Genomic DNA, 16420 nt, shown 5'->3' on the forward strand with positions numbered 1-16420 from the left:
TTATATATCCACCAAATTAAAAATAATTCGGTATCAATAAACTTGGCACACTATTGAGTTCTCAAACAACAAACACTCTCGACACCACAACCACCGCAATCGGCGGCTGCTTCGCTCCGGAGCAACTTTACAACTCTAGCATGTTTCGTGAACCGGTCAAAACCAGTCGAAACGCCTTGTGAAAAGCTCTTTGCCACCGGATGAATTCTACGTGTATTCCACGTTGTTTGCGTTCCGGCAACAGAGAAAAACTATACAGAGACTTCGGTTAACTTACAAATCGACGGAGGGGGTTCTGCGTCACATTCAATTTGGTGTCCTAGTCTGGCGTTATGAGCGACCTTCAGACACTCCTTGGATACCGTGAGCCAATCTTTAACGCTTCGATGGCAGGCGCCGCCGGCGGCCAGCTCGCTGCCGCCGTCAGCGCCGCCGGCGGCGTAGGGATGATTGGCTGCCCGGCCACCCCCACCGGCGAATGGATTTCGGAGCAGGCAGCCCATCTGGGCTCAACAGATTCCCCCTGGGGTGTCGGTTTCATGGCGTGGTCTTTGGAAAATGACTTGAGCGCCTTGGAAAGCTTCCTCGACTACGAGCCGTCATTGGTTGTGTTGAGTTTCGGCGACCCCACCAGGAGTGCGGCCCTAGCCCACGAAGCGGGAGTGCTCACTGCCATGCAGGTGGGAAACGCGGAAGACCTCGCCCGGGCCATGCAAGATGATATCGATGTTGTCATTGCCCGGGGCGGCGAAGGCGGCGGCCATGGGCGCAACGAAGCGGGAACGCTGCCGCTGGTGCAGCTGGCGACGATGCAGAACGTTAAACCGGTGATCGCCGCCGGCGGCATCGGCACCGCCCGGGCCGTGGCTGCGGTATTGGCCGCCGGCGCAGATGCGGCTTGGGTAGGGACGCGTTTCCTTGCTAGTGCCGAAGCCAGCGGACACGAGAACTTAAAGGCCGCGGTCCTGGCCTCCGGATTAGACGACACCGTATACACCCGCGCATTTGATATCGCACAGCAGCTTCCCTGGGCGGAAGAGTTTGGCGGACGGGCGCTGAGAAACGAATTCAGCCAGCACTGGGCCGGGGACATTCCCGGGCTGCAGGCCGCTGCCACGGAACAGCTGCGTGAACAGATGCGCACTGCCCGCGCGCAAGCGCTGGTCTCGATGGCCCCGGTTTATGCCGGTGAAGCGGTCCAATTCGTTCAAGCAGAGGAAAGCGCCGCGCAGATCATGGCCGAGTTGGGACAATTCCGCGAAATTCTCGAGCGGACCGCACGACGCTTCGACTGACTTAAATTGGCTGGTTATCGATCAAGCGCACATTACCGACCTTGGCCGCCACCAGCACGAGGCCCTGCCCGGTAAAGGGAGTGTCCTGGCAATTGAAGGCTAGCTCCTGGAGGGTATTGGGGTCTACCACCACGAAATAGTCGAGCTCGACTAGTGGTTCCATCTGGAACAGGCCCAGCGCGTCGTCAATATTCAGCGGTTCGTGACGGGCAGCACGCCCGGAAATCAGTTCTATCGCACGGTGCAGCACCAACGCGGCCCGCAATTCTTCGGCGTTGAGCAACGCATTGCGGCTGGACAGCGCCAGCCCTTCGGGGCTCCTTACGATCGGCACCGAGCGCAGTTGCACCGGGTAGTCCAAATCTGCGACCATCCGCCGGATGAGCGCCAACTGCTGAGCGTCCTTCTGCCCGAAATAGGCGCGGTATTCGCCTTGCCGCGGATCTGCCAGGTGAAGCAGCTTGGCCACCACCGCCAGCATCCCGTCGAAATGCCCCGGGCGGGAGGCCCCCTCGTACATTTCGCCCAGCACCCCGCTGTTCAGCCGGATCAACGGCATCCCCGCGTGGTAGATTTCCTCGGCGCGCGGCGCGAAGACGATATCGACCCCGGCCTGCGCGGCCAATTGCACATCGGCATCTAGGTCACGCGGGTAATTGGCATAGTCCTGTGCATCATTGAATTGCAGCTCATTGACGAAGACCGAACTGACCACCAACTCGTTTTCGGTACGCGCCTTGGCAAAAAGTCGCGCGTGCCCCTCATGCAATGCCCCCATGGTGGGAACAAAGCCCAGAGTTTGCGGGTTGGCCTGAGCGATCGCTGTCTTCAGCTCATCGCGGGTTTGAACAATCATCGGGGTCTTCACGCCCTCTATTCTAGAACCTGCAGCAGTTCTTGAAGTGTTCCCGGCGAGATCCGCCCGAGTGCCGCCGCACGTTGCGCGGTAGCCCGCGAGAGGCTGCGGTAACTGTCCACGGTCTCGGTTTGGTCCTTGGCCATCGCGGCCAGATGCGCCCTGACGGTTCCCACGTCGCCCCGGGCTACCGGCCCGGTCAAGGCTCCGGCTCCCGAACGCAAGGCGTTGTCCAGGCTTGCGCCCATCAACGCACGCAGCGTAGCCGCCGGATCTTGCACCCCGATCCGGCGTAGCATATCGGCCGACTGCGCGGTAATGGTGTTCAGATGATTTGCCGCATGGGCCAGCGCCGCGTGATAGCTCACGCGGTCTGCCTCGGCGATTACCACCGGCTCTCCGCGCATCTCCACCACGAGCGCCTGAGCCACGGGGAGCATGATTTCATCCGCGGTGACGGCGAAAACGCAGTCGGTAAGCCGTTGCAGATCCAAGCTCATCCCGGTAAAGGTCATTGCCGGGTGGATGGCCAGCGGGAAGGCTCCGGCGGCTCGCGCGGGCTCCAGGATCCCGGTGCCGTACCGTCCGGCGGTGTGGGCAACCAGCTGGCCTGTCACAAAGTGCCCAGCGGCGGCCAAGCCCTGGACCAGTTCGCCGAGCACATCATCTGGGACCGCGAAGAGCACCAGCTCGCTGCGCCGCAGGATTTCGGCCGGATCCAGGATCTCCACGCCGGGCAGCAACACCTCGGCACGGTCCCGCGACGCTTCGGAGACCGCATGCACGCCGGTGATCCGGTGCCCGGCGGCCGCCAATGCGGCTCCGAGGACCGCTCCGACCTTGCCGGCGGAGATGATTCCAATGCCTAAGCGTGGTGCCTCCATGGATCTACCTCTCAACCTGTCGCCGCGCTTGCGCCGCAAAAAATTCTGTCGCTACCTGCTCATCGAGCTGATGCATGTAGCCCATGATCGAGCCACCTGCGCTGTACAGGCGGATCCCCGCCAACTCCCGGCGACGCTCCCAGGGGCCCTGCTGCAGCACCATCCCCTGGATCCGCCTATGCGGCACGAAGGCCGCGCTGCGCGAAAGCCAACCGAAGCGGGTGATCACGCAACTGCCGGTGCTCAAAAACGCCTGATGCTTCCAGGCCCCCGGAGACAACGCCTTGGCACGAGCCGGTGAGCTGGTGAAACCGTGGTCGGTTCCGCTGGTGATGGCGGTATGCAGCACCGCGCGCTGGTTCTCGACCCCCAACTCGGGCAGCAAGATCCCCATCACCTGGGTGACCGCTTCGAAGTCCCCGACGGGCAGCACCAGCAGATTCGACATTTCTTCTTCACCGACACCGAGCGCGTTGACCTCCACCCGGTACCAGCCGAGCAGCCGCCAAAAGGCCGGCGAACTGATCTGGATCGACTGCACCCGGCCGGCCGGCAACGACTGCTGCTTGGTATCGGCCAGCCCGTGGCTGATCCGCAGGCCGGTATCCGTGGCGCTCGCACTGAAGTTCCATGAGTTGTTCAGTTCCTTGTAGAACCAGCCGCCGAAGCCGAGCAGCATCGGCACCAGGCCGGCAACCAGCACGCCAACCCCCGAGAGGCTCAGGATGCCCAGAACCAACGCCAAGAGCACGCCAACCACCGTGGGAAGCCGCAGGAACATGGAGGCGAGCAGGCGTCCGGCTGGCACCTTGGCCATCAGCGGAACCGGCTGCGCGGCTTCTTCCTGCACCGGGATCTCGCCTTGGGCCAGCGCCAGGATCTCGGCACGCAGCTGGTGGGCGTGCGCCTTGCGCAGGAAGGACAGGCGCATGACCGAGGCCGAACCGTCGGCCACATCGAAGCGCAGTTCGGCCAAGCCGAGCAGCCGGGCCACCAGGGGCTGGGCGATGTCGATGCCCTGCACCCGGTCGATGCGCGCCTGCTTTTGGCTGCGGAAGACCATTCCGGCGTTCACATAAACGTGGGTTTCGCTGATCCGGTAGCGGGTGAAATACCAGGACAGCGCGTAGAAGATGAGCACCAGCGCCAGCGCCGCCGAGCCGATGCCCACGGTCCAGGCCAGCCGGCTGCCGGTGAAACGTTCCGCCCAGGAAATGTCATCGGTATTCTGCCAGTACACCCAGGCCAAACCGACGATGGCCAGCCAGCCGTGCACAAAGGGGCTGGCCGGGTGGACCCGCTGCCATTCGTTCACAGCAGGTTCGCCTCGCCGGCCGCGACCAAGCGTTCGCGCAATGCCTGCCCGGTGTCTTCGCGCAGCCCGGGGATGACCGCGGTGGCCGACCCGGCGGCGGTGTTCAGCGTCAGCTTGCACAACCCATAGCGGCGTTCCAGCGGCCCGCTGGTGACCTCGACATATTGCATGCGCCCGTAGGGGATGACAAGTTGCTTGCGCCAGAGCACCCCGGAACGCACCAGCAGGTCTTCTTCGCGTTCCCGGTAGCCCAGCGCCCGCACCTGGCGGCGCAGCATGCGCAGGATCGGCAAGGCCAGGCCGAGGACCAGCACCGGCGGGAGGATGACCAACCACCAGGGCACGGGGAGGCCGAACAGGCGCAGGATCAACGGCAGCAGCGCCACCAGCAGGTAGCTGCCGGTCTGGATCAGCCAGGTGGCCAGCTTGACCTTAAAATAGTCGGGGTCCACCGCGGTGAAGTTATTCGGTGACGATTCCATCGGTATTTTCATCGGTGTCCTCGGGCGGTAGTTTGCAAAGGTGCTGGACAAGGTAGCCGATGACCACCATCAGGATCCCGGCGCCGGTGAGGACCATCGCGCGGGTGAGCGTGGGGCTCGAGCCGGAGGCGAACAGCAAGGTCAGCAGCGGGGCCAGATGCCAGCCGGTAATCAGTGCGCCGGCGTAGGCGGCCGCCTGCGCGAGCACAAGCGTGCGCGCGGCGGCGATCGGGTCGATATGGCCGCGGCCCAGGGTTGAACGCTTGACCCGGATGCCGAGGAAGAGGACCACCGCGCACACCGCGCCCAGGGAGAACAACGCGGCGTAGTCGAGCACCGGGGAGAACCTGCCGGCGGCCGTGAGCAGGCGCAAGGCAACCCAACCGGTCACGCCGCCAAGCAGCGTGCACCAGATGAGCGTGCGCAGCTTGAGCCGGTTCATAGCCTGATGATGTCCGCGGTGTCCGCCGCTTCGGCCGCCAGCCGGGATACCAGCTGTCCGTTGAGCACCGCGTCGGCATCCATCCAGCTCCACGGGGCGAGCACGAACCCGCGGGTGTGGGCGCGCGGATGCGGCAGGGTCAGCAGTTCCTCGTCCAGGCGCAGCTGGTCGAAGGTGATCAGATCCAGGTCCAGCGTGCGCGCCTCCCAGCGCACCTCGCGGGTGCGCTCGTGGTTGGCCTCGATGCTTTGGCACAGCTCAAGCAGCTCGTATGGACCCAGCGTGGTGCGCACCTCGATGACCTGGTTGGTGTAATCGGGCTGCTCCGGCGGGCCGCCCACCGGCTTGGTCAGCGCTACCGGGGAGGTCCGCAGCACCTCGAGGTGCTCGCGCAGTTCCGCGATGGCCGAGCGCAGCGTCGCGGCGCTGTCCCCGAGGTTGGCGCCCAGCGCGATAATCGCGGTATGTACGCTCTGCTGCCGGGTCAGCGAGATGCTCACATCGGAAAAAGGCACCGGAATCGGAGCCTGCGGCTTGTGCACCACCACCTCCACGGTGGCCACCGAGCGCCAGGCGGCGAGGATCGCCTCGGCGATCTGCGCACCGAGCTTTTCGATCAGGTCCCAGGGTCCGGCCTGGATCTGCGCGACCACCAGCTGGCTGACGGCCCCGTAGTCCACGGTGTCCGCCACGTCATCGCTCAGCGCGGCCCGGGTGATGTCCACATGCAGCACCACGTCGATGCGGAATTCCTGGCCTTCGCGCTTCTCGTGGTCGAAGACCCCGTGATAGCCGGTGGCGGAAATTCCCTGAATGCTAATGCGATCCATAGGCCTGCACGACTTCCAACGCGTCGCGGCTGGCCGCCACATCGTGCACGCGCACCGCCCAGGCGTTGTCCCGGGCGGCGAGCACGGTGGTCGCGGCGGTCGCCACGTCGCGGCCCAGCGGTTCGCGCGGGTCCTTGCCGTCGGCCAGCAGTTCGCCGAGGAAACGCTTGCGGCTGGTGCCGACCAGCACCGGGTGGCCCAGCGCCGCGAAGGCCGCCAGGTTGGCCAGCAGCGCCCAGTTGTGCTCGGCATTTTTCGCGAAGCCCAGGCCCGGGTCGAGGATCAGCTGTTCGGGCTTCACGCCCTTGGCCAGGAACTCGTCGCGCAGGGTGCGCAGCTCGGCGAGCACCTCGGCCACCGGGTCCCCGTAGTTCGCCTCGTGCACCATATTCGCGGCGGTGCCGCGGCGGTGCATCAGCACGTAGGGGACCCCGGTTTCGGCGATCAGTTCCGCCATGCCCTGCTCATAGGTCAGCCCGGAGACATCGTTGACCAGCTGCGCCCCGGCGGCGATGGCCGCGCGGGCGGTGGACACGTGCATGGTGTCCACGGAGATTACCGCGCCGGCCTTGGCCAGCGCCTCGATCACCGGGATGATGCGCGCCTGCTCCAGGGCGGGATCCACGTCCTTGGCTCCGGGACGGGTGGATTCCCCGCCCACGTCGATGATGTCGGCTCCGGCGTAGAGCAGCTTCAGCCCGTGGTCCAGCGCCTTGTCGGTGCCCAGGAACTCGCCGCCGTCGGAGAAGGAGTCCTCGGTGACGTTCAGGATCCCCATCACCAGGGTGCGCCCGGTGGGCAGGTCCGCGAAGCTCTTCCGCTTCGACTTGCGGATCACGGTCAGCGGGCTGGTGGCCGGGCCGGTGCCCGGGATGGCTCCAAGTGACATAATTGCTACCTTCCGAGGATCAGGCTCATGGCTTCGGCACGGGTTGCGGTCTCGCGCAGCTGTCCGCGCACCGCACTGGTGACGGTCTTCGCGCCGGGCTTGCGCACCCCGCGCATCGACATGCACATGTGCTCGCATTCGATCACGACGATCGCGCCGGTGGGTTCGAGGTGTTCGACGAGCGCATCGACGATCTGGGTGGTCAAGCGCTCTTGCACCTGCGGGCGGCGGGCGAAGACCTCGACCAGGCGCGCCAGCTTGCTCAGACCGGTGACCTTGCCGCCGCGGCCCGGAATGTAGCCGATATGCGCGGTGCCGTAGAACGGGACCAGGTGGTGTTCGCAGGTGGAATAGAACGGGATGTCCTTGACCAGCACCAGTTCGTCATGTTCGATGTCGAAAGTGGTGGACAGGTGTTCGGCGGCATCCTGATGCAAACCGGCGAAGAATTCGGCGTAGGCCTTGGCTACCCGCTTCGGGGTGTCCAGCAGGCCATCGCGGTCCGGATCTTCGCCGATCGCTTCGAGGATTTCGCGGACCGCCGCGGCAATGCGCGGCTGGTCGATCTCATTGACTTCAATCACGACTTCGATCCTAGTCGGTCGAACGCGCCGCGCGCTCCTTGGGGCTTAATACCGGGCCTTGTTCGTGGACCGGACGCTCGTCGTTGCTCAGCCACACGTCGCGCTTGTCGCGCTTGACCAGATCGACGAAGAGCTCGGCGATTTCCTTCTGGTTCAGCGTTTCGTGCTCCAGCAGGGCCAGCGCGAGGCGGTCCAGCACGTGGCGGTTGGCGGTCAGCGCCCAGTAGGCGTCGTCGTGCGCCTGCTCGATGAGCGTGCGCACCTCCTCGTCGACCAGGTGGGCCATCTCATCGGAGTAGTCCCGGCTCCCGGTGCCCATGCCCTGCGCGGCGGCCGAGGAGGCCAGGCGCACCGCGCCGATCTTCTCGCTCATGCCGTATTCGGTGACCATCTTGCGTGCGGTGTCGGTGGCCTTCTCGATGTCGTTGGACGCGCCGGTGGAGGGATCGTGGAAGACGATCTCCTCGGCCACGCGGCCGCCCATGGCGTAGGCCATCTGGTCCAGCAGTTCGTTGCGGGTGATCGAGTACTTATCGGACTCCGGGACCACCATGGTGTAGCCCAGGGCGCGGCCGCGGGGCAGGATGGTGATCTTGGTGACCGGTGCGGTCTGGTTCATCGCCGCGGCCACCAGCGCGTGGCCGCCCTCGTGGTAGGCGGTGACCTTGCGCTCGTGCTCGTCCATCAGCCGGGTGCGCTTCTGCGGCCCGGCCATCACCCGGTCGATCGCTTCGTCCAGCGCGCGGTCATCGATCAGGTTGGCGTTCGAGCGGGCGGTGAGCAGCGCGGCCTCGTTGAGCACGTTGGCCAAATCCGCGCCGGTGTAGCCCGGGGTCTTCTTCGCCACCGCGTTCAGATCCACCGTGGCGTCCATCGGCTTGCCGGCCACGTGGACCTTCAGGATCTGTTCGCGGCCCTTCAGATCCGGTGCCTCCACCGGGATCTGCCGGTCGAAGCGTCCCGGGCGCAGCAGCGCCGGGTCCAGCACGTCCGGACGGTTGGTCGCGGCGATCAGGATGACGTTGGTGGAGGCGTCGAAGCCGTCCATCTCGACCAGCAGCTGGTTCAGCGTCTGCTCGCGTTCGTCGTTGCCGCCGCCGATTCCGGCGCCGCGGTGCCGGCCCACGGCGTCGATCTCATCAACGAAGATGATCGCCGGGGAATTGGTCTTGGCCTGTTCGAACAGGTCGCGCACGCGCGAGGCACCCACGCCGACGAACATCTCGACGAAGTCGGAACCGGAGATCGAGTAGAACGGGACCGCCGCCTCGCCGGCCACGGCCTTGGCCAGCAGCGTCTTGCCGGTGCCCGGAGGGCCGTAGAGCAGCACGCCCTTGGGAATCTTCGCGCCCACGGCCTGGAATTTGGCGGGCTCCTGCAGGAACTCCTTGATTTCGTGCAGTTCCTCCACCGCCTCTTCGGCGCCGGCCACGTCCACGAAGGTCACCTGCGGCATATCCTTGGTGATCAGTTTCGCCTTGGACTTGCCGAACTGCATCACCTTCGAACCGCCACCCTGGCTGCGCGCCAGGATGAACCAGAAGATGCCTGCAATCAGGATGAAGGGGATAATGATGCCGAGCATCGAGAGCAGCCAGTTGTTTTCCACCGGCTGATCGGTGAACTTGCTCAGCTGCGCGTCGTTCATCGCGTCGACCACCTGGTCGGCGCGGGGTACGGAGTAGTAGAAGGAAATCTTCTTTCCCTTGTCCACTCCGTCGACGTTCAGCGCGTCGCGCAAGGTCAGGTCTACTCGTTGATCTCCGTCGAAGATCTTCGCTTCGGTGGCGTTACCGCTGGTGAGTTGGTTCAGGCCCACGGAGGTATCCACTTGTGCCGAACCGTTGCCGAATACCATCGGCAGGAACAACACCATCGCGGTCACACCGACCAGGACCCAAATGATCCAGCTGTTAAAAATCTTCTTAGTTTTCATCGACCCGAAAGGTCCCGTACCTTTCGCATCCCCCTCACGCGTTCTGCCGGCGTCCGGGCAACGCCACCTTCGATTCAGTTCAACGCCTAAGCGGCGTTAAAAGTTCCCTACTCGTAGATGTGCGGAGCCAAGGTGCCCACGCAGTCCAGGTTGCGGTACTTTTCCGCGTAATCCAAGCCGTAGCCGACAACAAATTCGTTGGGAATGTCCATGCCGACGTATTTCACGTCGATTTCCACCTTCGCCGCTTCCGGCTTGCGCAGCAGGGTGCAGATTTCCACCGAGGCCGGGCCGCGGGATTCCAGGTTGGCCTTCAACCAGGACAGGGTCAGGCCCGAGTCGATGATGTCTTCGACGATGAGCACATGCTTGCCCATCAAATCGGTGTCCAGGTCCTTGAGAATACGCACCACGCCGGAAGACTGGGTTCCGGAACCGTAGGAGGAGACCGCCATCCAGTCCATGGACAGGTGGGACTTCAGCGCGCGGACCAGATCCGCCATGACCATCACCGCACCCTTGAGCACGCCGACAACGAGGATGTCGCGTCCCTCGTAATCCTTGTCGATCTGTGCGGCCAGGTCATCGATGCGAGCCTGGATTTCTTCCTTGGTATACAGTACGTGCGCGAGATCGGCCTTGACTGTGTTCGAATCCACGAGGGTTCTCCTGATTCTCAGAGGTGGGGTACTCAACTAGAGTGCCACATTTAGTTTAGTGTTGTTGAGCTTGTGGTCGTGAAAACTATCACCGAGGAGCGCCGCAACGCACTGATCTTGCCTTCGAGCTGCACCGGACCGGCCGAACGGGACTTGCTCGCCCCCACCCCGGCCAGCGCGCACAAGGCCGCCGTGCGCTCGCTGCCCAGATTCTGCGCCCCGGCCTCGGCGGCGGCCAGGCGCAGCACCCTGGAGGCGATGGCTTCGGGAAAAGTGGCAAGAATCCGCAAGTCCACCCCGGCGGCGCTGCGTGCCTGCGCCCAGGCTCGGCCGGCCCAGGAGTCCAGCGCGTCTGCGTCCGCCGCCGCCAGCGCCGCGGTGCGGGCCAGCGCCTCGGTCAGGTGCCCGCCGAGCTGCGCACGCAAAAACGGGAGCACCTCGTGGCGGATGTGGTTGCGTCGGTAGGCGGTGTCCGCATTGCTCGGGTCTTCCCAGTACTCGACGCCGGCCCGCGCGCAGATGTGCTCGGTGTCTTGGCGGGTCAGCTCCAGCAGCGGGCGGGCGTAGGGGCCGCGCGAGACGGGTATTCCGGCCAAGGACCTGGTGCCCGAACCGCGCAGGATCCCCAGCAGCACCTGTTCGGCCTGATCGTCTTTGGTGTGCGCGAGCAGCAGGCGTTGCGCCCCGGTCTGCTCCATGGCTTGCTCGAAGGCCGCATATCGGGCGGCCCGGGCGGAGGCCTCGTCCCCGGCGGTGTGCACCGTCTTGAGCAGCACCTCCTCCAGGCCCAGCGCCTGGCATTGCGCGGCGGCGCGCGCCGCCACCGCGGCGCTGCCCGCTTGCAGGCCATGGTCCACGATCACCACGGCGAAGCGGATCCGCTCGCGCAGCTGGCTGGCGGCAACGGCCAGCGCCAGGGAGTCGGCCCCGCCCGAAACGCCGAGCAGCGCGAATTCTCCGGCCTGCGCCGCCACCGCGTTGCGGGCCAGGTCGATCGGCCGGCTCATCGGGTGCGGGCCAGCCAGCGTGCGGGGTTGTCGAGTTCCGCGGAGCTGGGGAACAGTTCCCGGTCGGTGAAGATCTCGTTGAAGCCGGCATAGCCGATCTCGTCCACCAGGTGGCGCACGAACTTCGCGCCGCGCTCGTACTGGCGGGCCTTGGCGTCCATGCCCAGCAGCTTGCCGATCCAGCTGGCCCAGGGCGAACGGTTCTTGCCGCGGGCGGTGAAGCGGTTGCGGATGGTCTTGATCGTGCGGATCGAGCTGACATCGTTCATCACGACCATTGCGTGGCCTTCGAGCACCGACATGATGCTGGTCAGCTCGCCGACCTCGCTGCGCATGGTTTTGATCCGCGCCCCGATGTCGTTCATCGAGTTGGTCTTCCCGCCCAGCGGCTCGAAGACCTCGGCCAGGGTCTGCTTCATCACCCCAGGGATCCATGGCGCATGTTCGAACTGCAGCCGGTGGGTCTGCTCGTGGGTGGCGATCCACAGGTAGAAGTCCCGCGCGTTCAGGTTCAGCTCGCCGCGGATCTGGGTGATCGTCGGGGCGTTGAGCAGCAGCCGGGGGCCGGCGAACGGGTCGAATTGCCCCAGCACCCGGGGGCCGAGCACCGAAAGCACCGCACCGAGTTCCGCCCCGGCGATCAGCGGCAGGGCGGTGGGGGTTTTGGGCAGCTCGGGAAGCATTGCGGCGAAGTTCTGGCTGACCGCCTTGGCCCATCCGGCGCGGTCCACCACGAGGGTTTCGGAGGGTGCGGTGGAGGTCAGCTGCGAGATCCGTTCGGCCTCGGTGAGCCCCTGCCCGCCGGCGATGCGCAGTTCTTCCACGATCCGCGCCGCCTGTTTGCCGCTCAGCGCCGGCCCGGCGGGCATCAGCGTTTTTGCGGTGCTTACGGCGAGATCCCAATCGATGAACTGGCTCATGTAATTCTCCTACCGGCACCCACAGCCGCGCAGGGCGGTGACTGCCTGGTCGATGGTTGGTTTATGTGGTGCCAGCGCCCCGTTGGGCTGTGCGGCAAAGATGCTGAAAGCGATCAGCCGCCCGTCTTCGGTCAGCGTCATCCCGGTCAGCGTGGCCACCCCGGTCAGCGAGCCGGTTTTCGCCCGCACCAGCCCGAGGGTAGCGGCGGCATCGAGCCGGTTCATCAGGGTGCCGTTGTATCCAGCGACGGGCAGCGAGTAGACCAGTTCGCGCAGTTCGGGTTTTCCGCTGGTGGCCGCGGCGCGCAGCAGCGTGGTCAACGCGGCCGGTGAAATTTGGTTGGCTGCGGCCAGCCCGCTGGTATCCACCAAGGATATGCCGGTGGCGCCATATGTTTGTGCCACCTGCTGCACGGCCAATCCGGCCTGCTTCGGGTCCAGGCCCTGGCGCACCGCGACCAGCCGGCCCATGGCTTCGGTCAGGTAGTTGTCCGAGACCAGCAGCATGTGCTTGATCTGCACGCGCAGCGGGGCGGAGAGCACCTCGGTGAGCTGTTCCCCGCCCTCGTAGGCGCCGCGTCCGCCCGTGCTGACCTTCACCTGCTTGCCCAGCTCGGCGGCGAAAACCTTGCGCACCTGCTGGGCGGCGTCTGACTGATAGGCCGAGCGGGTGCTTTCGGCGGCGCGTCCGGCGTAGTGCGCGATCGGGTATACCGCGCCGATGTTATTCGAGGTGAACAACGACTTATCCCAGGCCGGGTTCGTCTGCGCATCGCCGAAGAGCGAATCGTCGAGCCAGAGCTCCACCTCGCCGATGCCGCGATCCTCCAGCGCCTTCGCGGTTTGCGCCGCGAGAGTGGCCAGGCCCGCGTAGCCCTTGGGGTGCGCGGGGTCGGACTCGCCGTCGCCCAGCAGCACATCCCCGCCGCCGCGCAATACCAGGGTGTTACCGTCTAGCCACACGCTGGTGGACAGTTGGTGCTCCCCGCCGAGGGTATCCAGCGCGGCCAGCGCGGTGGCCACCTTCAGGCTTGAGGCCGGAGTTCCGGGAGTTTGCGCATTCTTGTCGTAGAGCACCTTGCCGCTGGCCACGTCGACCACCTGGGCATTGAAGGAGGTCTGATCCCCCTTGGTGCCCAGGATCGCATCCAGTTGCGCGGCGAGCACCGCGCTATCGGGCAGGGGAGCTTCGGGATCCAGATCCTTGACGGTGACCGGCGCGGCGTCCGGAGCGGTTGCGCTGGCACGGACGTAGTGCGCCTGCGGTTCACCGGTGAAGCTGCGCGGCGCGCTGAACATCGCCACGGCCATGCCCACCACTGCCAACAGCGCCACCGCAAGCGTCAGCACGCGTCTTACGGCACTGTTCATGTGAGCATGTTCCTCTCGCGGGTTTAGCTACTTATGCCCCCGGGGGCGATACGCTTATTAGCGGATATCCCTAAGACTAGTTTAGGAGTGTGCTTTTTATGAGCCACGACGTGACCATCGAGATCCCAACCGGATCACGCGTCAAGTACGAAATCGACCACGAGACCCATCGCTTGCGCCTGGATCGAGTGCTCTTCACCTCCATGCAGTACCCGACCCACTACGGCTACTTCGACGACACCCTGGGCGAAGACGGCGATCCATTGGACGCCATGGTTTACATCCCGGGTGTCGATTTGATCCCGGGCGTCATCGTCGAGTCCCGCCCCATCGGCGTTTTCAACATGACCGACGATGGCGGTGGCGACGCGAAGCTGCTGTGCGTGCCGACCGACAAGCGCTTCGACCACATCAAGGAACTCGAAGACATCGATCAGTGGCTGATCAAGGAAATCGAGCACTTCTTCACCCGCTACAAGGACCTGGAACCGGGCAAGTGGGTCAAGGCCGAGGGCTGGGAGGGCCGCGCGGCCGCCGAGGCCGAACTGGCTCGCTCCATCGAGCGCTTCAAGGCCTAGTTCTCCACCGGTGTTGCCGCTTCGGCGGCAATGGGGTCCGATTCATCGCTTCCAAGCGGTGGCCGGGCCCCATTTCCGCTTAAGCCGGCAAGTGCCCGGGCTTCCGCGCCGCGTAACGCACCTCAGGCCACCGTCTTCCAGGCTTCGACCAACTGCGGCACAGCCCGAGCCAGGCTTTCGCCATCGAGGGCGTAGGGCACGCGCAGCCAGTGGTCCAGGCCGTGGTCCTGAACGGCGAAGGTGGCCCCGGGACTCAGCACCAATCCCGCCTTCCGGGCCTGCGCCGCCAGGGCCGCGGACCTGGGCGCCGGGAGATTGCACCACAGCGACATTCCGCCGCCGGGTTTCTGGATCTTCCACTCGGGCAGTTCGGCTCCCAAGGATCCGTGGAGCCAGTCACGGCTGGCGCGCAGACTGGCGCGCGTCGGCTCGTCTAGGCCCGCCCGTTCGGTGATGAGCATGCTCAGCACCAGCTGTTCCAGCACCGGTGCGCCGAGGTCGATGGTGGCCCGGACCTGGTTGATGGCCCCCACCAGCGCTCGCGGCGCCCTGATCCAGCCCAGCCGCAGGCCGCCCCAGTAGGTTTTGCTGGCGCTGCCCACGGTAATCAGGTTCTCGCCGAACTTCGCCATCGGAAATACCGGCGGCCGCTCGTCCAGCCACAGCTCGGCGTTCGTCTCGTCGATGATCCCCTGGACGCCGTGGCGGGCCAACGCCCGGGCCCAGCGCTCGCGTCCCTCATTCTCCAGCAGGGTACCGGTCGGGTTGTGGAAGTCCGGCAGGCACAGCATGGCGCCGATCCCGCCGCGGGCCAGAGCGGCTTCGATGCCCGCCACGTCGCTGCCCTCGGGTCCGATGGGCATCGCGAGCATGCGCGCTCCGTGCTGCCGCAGGGAGTTCACGGAGTTCGGGTAGCTGGGGCTTTCGGCCAGCACCCGGGCTGAGCGGGCCAGCACCGTCCGGGCGGCGGTGGCCACCCCCGACAGCGCGCCGGCGGTCACGATGATCTGCTCGGGGCCGGTGGGCAGGCCGCGGCGGGCGTAGTCTTCGGCGATCGCCTCGCGCAGCAACGGAAGGCCCAGCGGGTAGTAGCCCATCCCGCCGATGTAGCCGGGCAGCTGATCGAGGGCGCGTTGGTAGTAGCTGGCCAGGCCCAACGGAGCAGTAGGCGCCCCGCAGGTGAGGTCGATTCCACCGGGCGGAAGCGTTTCCTGCACGCCCACCGCCAACGGCTCGGCGCCTCCCCCGATCTCCCCGCCGGGAATCCGGATCCTGGTCCCCGAGCCCTGCCGGGCCTCGGCGAAGCCGCGTTCGCGGAGCTCCTGATAGGCGCGCGTGATTGTGGTGCGGCTCATTCCGAGCTCGGCCACCAGCTCGCGCTCGCTGGGCAGCATGGTTCCATGGAGCACCCGGCCGTTGACCACCAGTTGCCGGATTCCCTCCGAGAGCCAGCTGTAGGCCGCTTGCTCGCCCGCCCGCTGTCCGAGCATCCCGCTCAATCGCCGGGCGGGCAGATGGCGTTGGTTCACTGTCATAGGTCCAGTGTGCACTAATTGGCACTTTTTTTGAATGCCATTTGCCGAGATGATTGATTCATGGCAACTTTCAGCTCCCCCAAATTGGCCCGCCTGACACCCCTGGCGCAGCTTCGCGCCGGGCGGCTTCCGCGGCGCCTCATCCAGCTCTTCGTGGGCCTGACCCTTTTTGGCCTGGCCATGGCGGGCTTTGTCCGTTCGGGACTGGGCCTGGCCCCATGGGATGTGCTCCATTACGGCGTGACCCTGCACACCGGCCTCAGCCTGGGCACAGTGGTGATCCTCTTCGGCTTCCTCGTGCTGCTGCTCTGGATCCCGCTGCGCCAGATGCCCGGCCTGGGCACCATCGCCAACGTCATCTGGATCGGAGTGGCCGCCGACATCGGACTGGCCGTGATTCCGCAGGCAGATTCCCTCCCCACGCAGCTGGCCCTGTTCGCCGGCTCCCTGCTGGTGAACGGGTTCGGCGGCGGGCTCTATATCGGCAGCCAGCTTGGCCCGGGGCCGCGCGACGGACTGATGACCGGGCTGCATGCGCGCACCGGAGTCAGCCTGCGCCTGGCGCGCACCGGAGTCGAAGTCAGCGTGCTGGCCATCGGCTGGCTGCTGGGCGGCATCGTCGGCTTCGGAACCGTTTTGTATGCGGTGGCCATCGGACCGGTCACCCAGCTCTTCCTGCGCTTCTGCATCGTCGAGCTGCGCGCGGAGCACCCCGCCGAGGAAGCGCCCACGCCCGCCGCTTAGCGGGAGGTGACCGGAGTTCCGCTGCATACTTGGGATTGTGAATCGCCTACCCTGGATCGGCGCGGCGGTTCGGCCCCTGATTTCTTGAAAGGT

17 protein-coding genes are annotated in these 16420 nt (G+C 65.5%); 3 read left to right on the plus strand and 14 right to left on the minus strand.

The features are described 5' to 3' along the window. The first annotated feature begins 332 nt into the window (after positions 1-332). Positions 333-1295, plus strand: a complete 963-nt coding sequence (locus CQ019_RS06540; RefSeq protein ID WP_105569294.1) for a nitronate monooxygenase family protein — start codon at positions 333-335, stop codon at positions 1293-1295. A gap of 1 nt (position 1296) precedes the next feature. Here CQ019_RS06540 and panC read toward each other — a convergent pair whose 3' ends face one another. The 13 genes from panC to CQ019_RS06600 all read right to left on the minus strand — a co-directional run bounded on the left by panC (position 1297) and on the right by CQ019_RS06600 (position 13470). Next, positions 1297-2151, minus strand: a complete 855-nt coding sequence (gene panC / locus CQ019_RS06545; protein WP_105569295.1) for a pantoate--beta-alanine ligase — start codon at positions 2149-2151, stop codon at positions 1297-1299. A gap of 17 nt (positions 2152-2168) precedes the next feature. After that, positions 2169-3035, minus strand: a complete 867-nt coding sequence (locus CQ019_RS06550; RefSeq protein ID WP_105554119.1) for a Rossmann-like and DUF2520 domain-containing protein — start codon at positions 3033-3035, stop codon at positions 2169-2171. A gap of 4 nt (positions 3036-3039) precedes the next feature. Beyond that, positions 3040-4350 (minus strand): PH domain-containing protein, encoded by a 1311-nt coding sequence (locus CQ019_RS06555; RefSeq protein ID WP_181148299.1) that lies wholly within the window; start codon positions 4348-4350, stop codon positions 3040-3042. Then, on the minus strand, positions 4347-4832 hold the full coding sequence (locus tag CQ019_RS06560; RefSeq protein WP_105554134.1) for a PH domain-containing protein: 486 nt from the start codon (positions 4830-4832) through the stop codon (positions 4347-4349). The genes CQ019_RS06555 and CQ019_RS06560 overlap by 4 nt, the downstream gene beginning before the upstream one ends. Beyond that, on the minus strand, positions 4813-5274 hold the full coding sequence (locus CQ019_RS06565) for a DUF3180 domain-containing protein (RefSeq protein ID WP_105554117.1): 462 nt from the start codon (positions 5272-5274) through the stop codon (positions 4813-4815). Before CQ019_RS06565 ends, CQ019_RS06560 begins: the two co-directional genes overlap by 20 nt. Next, complete coding sequence (gene folK / locus CQ019_RS18705) at positions 5271-6104, minus strand: 2-amino-4-hydroxy-6-hydroxymethyldihydropteridine diphosphokinase (protein ID WP_181148301.1); 834 nt, start codon at positions 6102-6104, stop codon at positions 5271-5273. The genes CQ019_RS06565 and folK overlap by 4 nt, the downstream gene beginning before the upstream one ends. Continuing rightward, positions 6091-6993, minus strand: a complete 903-nt coding sequence (folP, locus tag CQ019_RS18455; RefSeq protein ID WP_181148303.1) for a dihydropteroate synthase — start codon at positions 6991-6993, stop codon at positions 6091-6093. Before folP ends, folK begins: the two co-directional genes overlap by 14 nt. Before the next feature lie 5 nt (positions 6994-6998). Further along, positions 6999-7577, minus strand: coding sequence for a GTP cyclohydrolase I FolE (gene folE / locus CQ019_RS06575; RefSeq protein WP_255248300.1), 579 nt, complete (start codon positions 7575-7577; stop codon positions 6999-7001). 10 nt (positions 7578-7587) lie between these two features. Further along, on the minus strand, positions 7588-9513 hold the full coding sequence (gene ftsH / locus CQ019_RS06580) for an ATP-dependent zinc metalloprotease FtsH (RefSeq protein WP_105554115.1): 1926 nt from the start codon (positions 9511-9513) through the stop codon (positions 7588-7590). A gap of 107 nt (positions 9514-9620) precedes the next feature. Continuing rightward, positions 9621-10172: a hypoxanthine phosphoribosyltransferase gene (gene hpt, locus CQ019_RS06585; protein WP_105554114.1), complete on the minus strand. Its 552-nt coding sequence runs from the start codon at positions 10170-10172 to the stop codon at positions 9621-9623. 50 nt (positions 10173-10222) lie between these two features. Further along, positions 10223-11179, minus strand: a complete 957-nt coding sequence (tilS, locus tag CQ019_RS06590; protein WP_105569297.1) for a tRNA lysidine(34) synthetase TilS — start codon at positions 11177-11179, stop codon at positions 10223-10225. Further along, positions 11176-12099: a zinc-dependent metalloprotease gene (locus tag CQ019_RS06595; protein WP_105569298.1), complete on the minus strand. Its 924-nt coding sequence runs from the start codon at positions 12097-12099 to the stop codon at positions 11176-11178. Before CQ019_RS06595 ends, tilS begins: the two co-directional genes overlap by 4 nt. A 9-nt stretch (positions 12100-12108) precedes the next feature. Further along, positions 12109-13470 (minus strand): D-alanyl-D-alanine carboxypeptidase/D-alanyl-D-alanine-endopeptidase, encoded by a 1362-nt coding sequence (locus CQ019_RS06600; protein WP_105569299.1) that lies wholly within the window; start codon positions 13468-13470, stop codon positions 12109-12111. 98 nt (positions 13471-13568) lie between these two features. Between CQ019_RS06600 and CQ019_RS06605 the strand changes: the two genes are divergently transcribed. Beyond that, a complete protein-coding gene (locus CQ019_RS06605; RefSeq protein WP_096282979.1) occupies positions 13569-14048 on the plus strand; it encodes an inorganic diphosphatase in 480 nt (159 codons plus the stop codon). Positions 14049-14170: 122 nt separating this feature from the next. On the opposite strand, the gene CQ019_RS06610 is transcribed toward CQ019_RS06605, so the two are convergent. Beyond that, positions 14171-15583 (minus strand): PLP-dependent aminotransferase family protein, encoded by a 1413-nt coding sequence (locus tag CQ019_RS06610; protein ID WP_105569300.1) that lies wholly within the window; start codon positions 15581-15583, stop codon positions 14171-14173. Between the two features lie 60 nt (positions 15584-15643). Between CQ019_RS06610 and CQ019_RS06615 the strand changes: the two genes are divergently transcribed. Next, a complete protein-coding gene (locus tag CQ019_RS06615) occupies positions 15644-16327 on the plus strand; it encodes a YitT family protein (RefSeq protein WP_105554109.1) in 684 nt (227 codons plus the stop codon). Positions 16328-16420: the final 93 nt, after the last annotated feature.

Origin of the sequence: Arthrobacter sp. MYb229 (assembly GCF_002975405.1) — a bacterium.
GTDB lineage: Bacteria > Actinomycetota > Actinomycetes > Actinomycetales > Micrococcaceae > Glutamicibacter.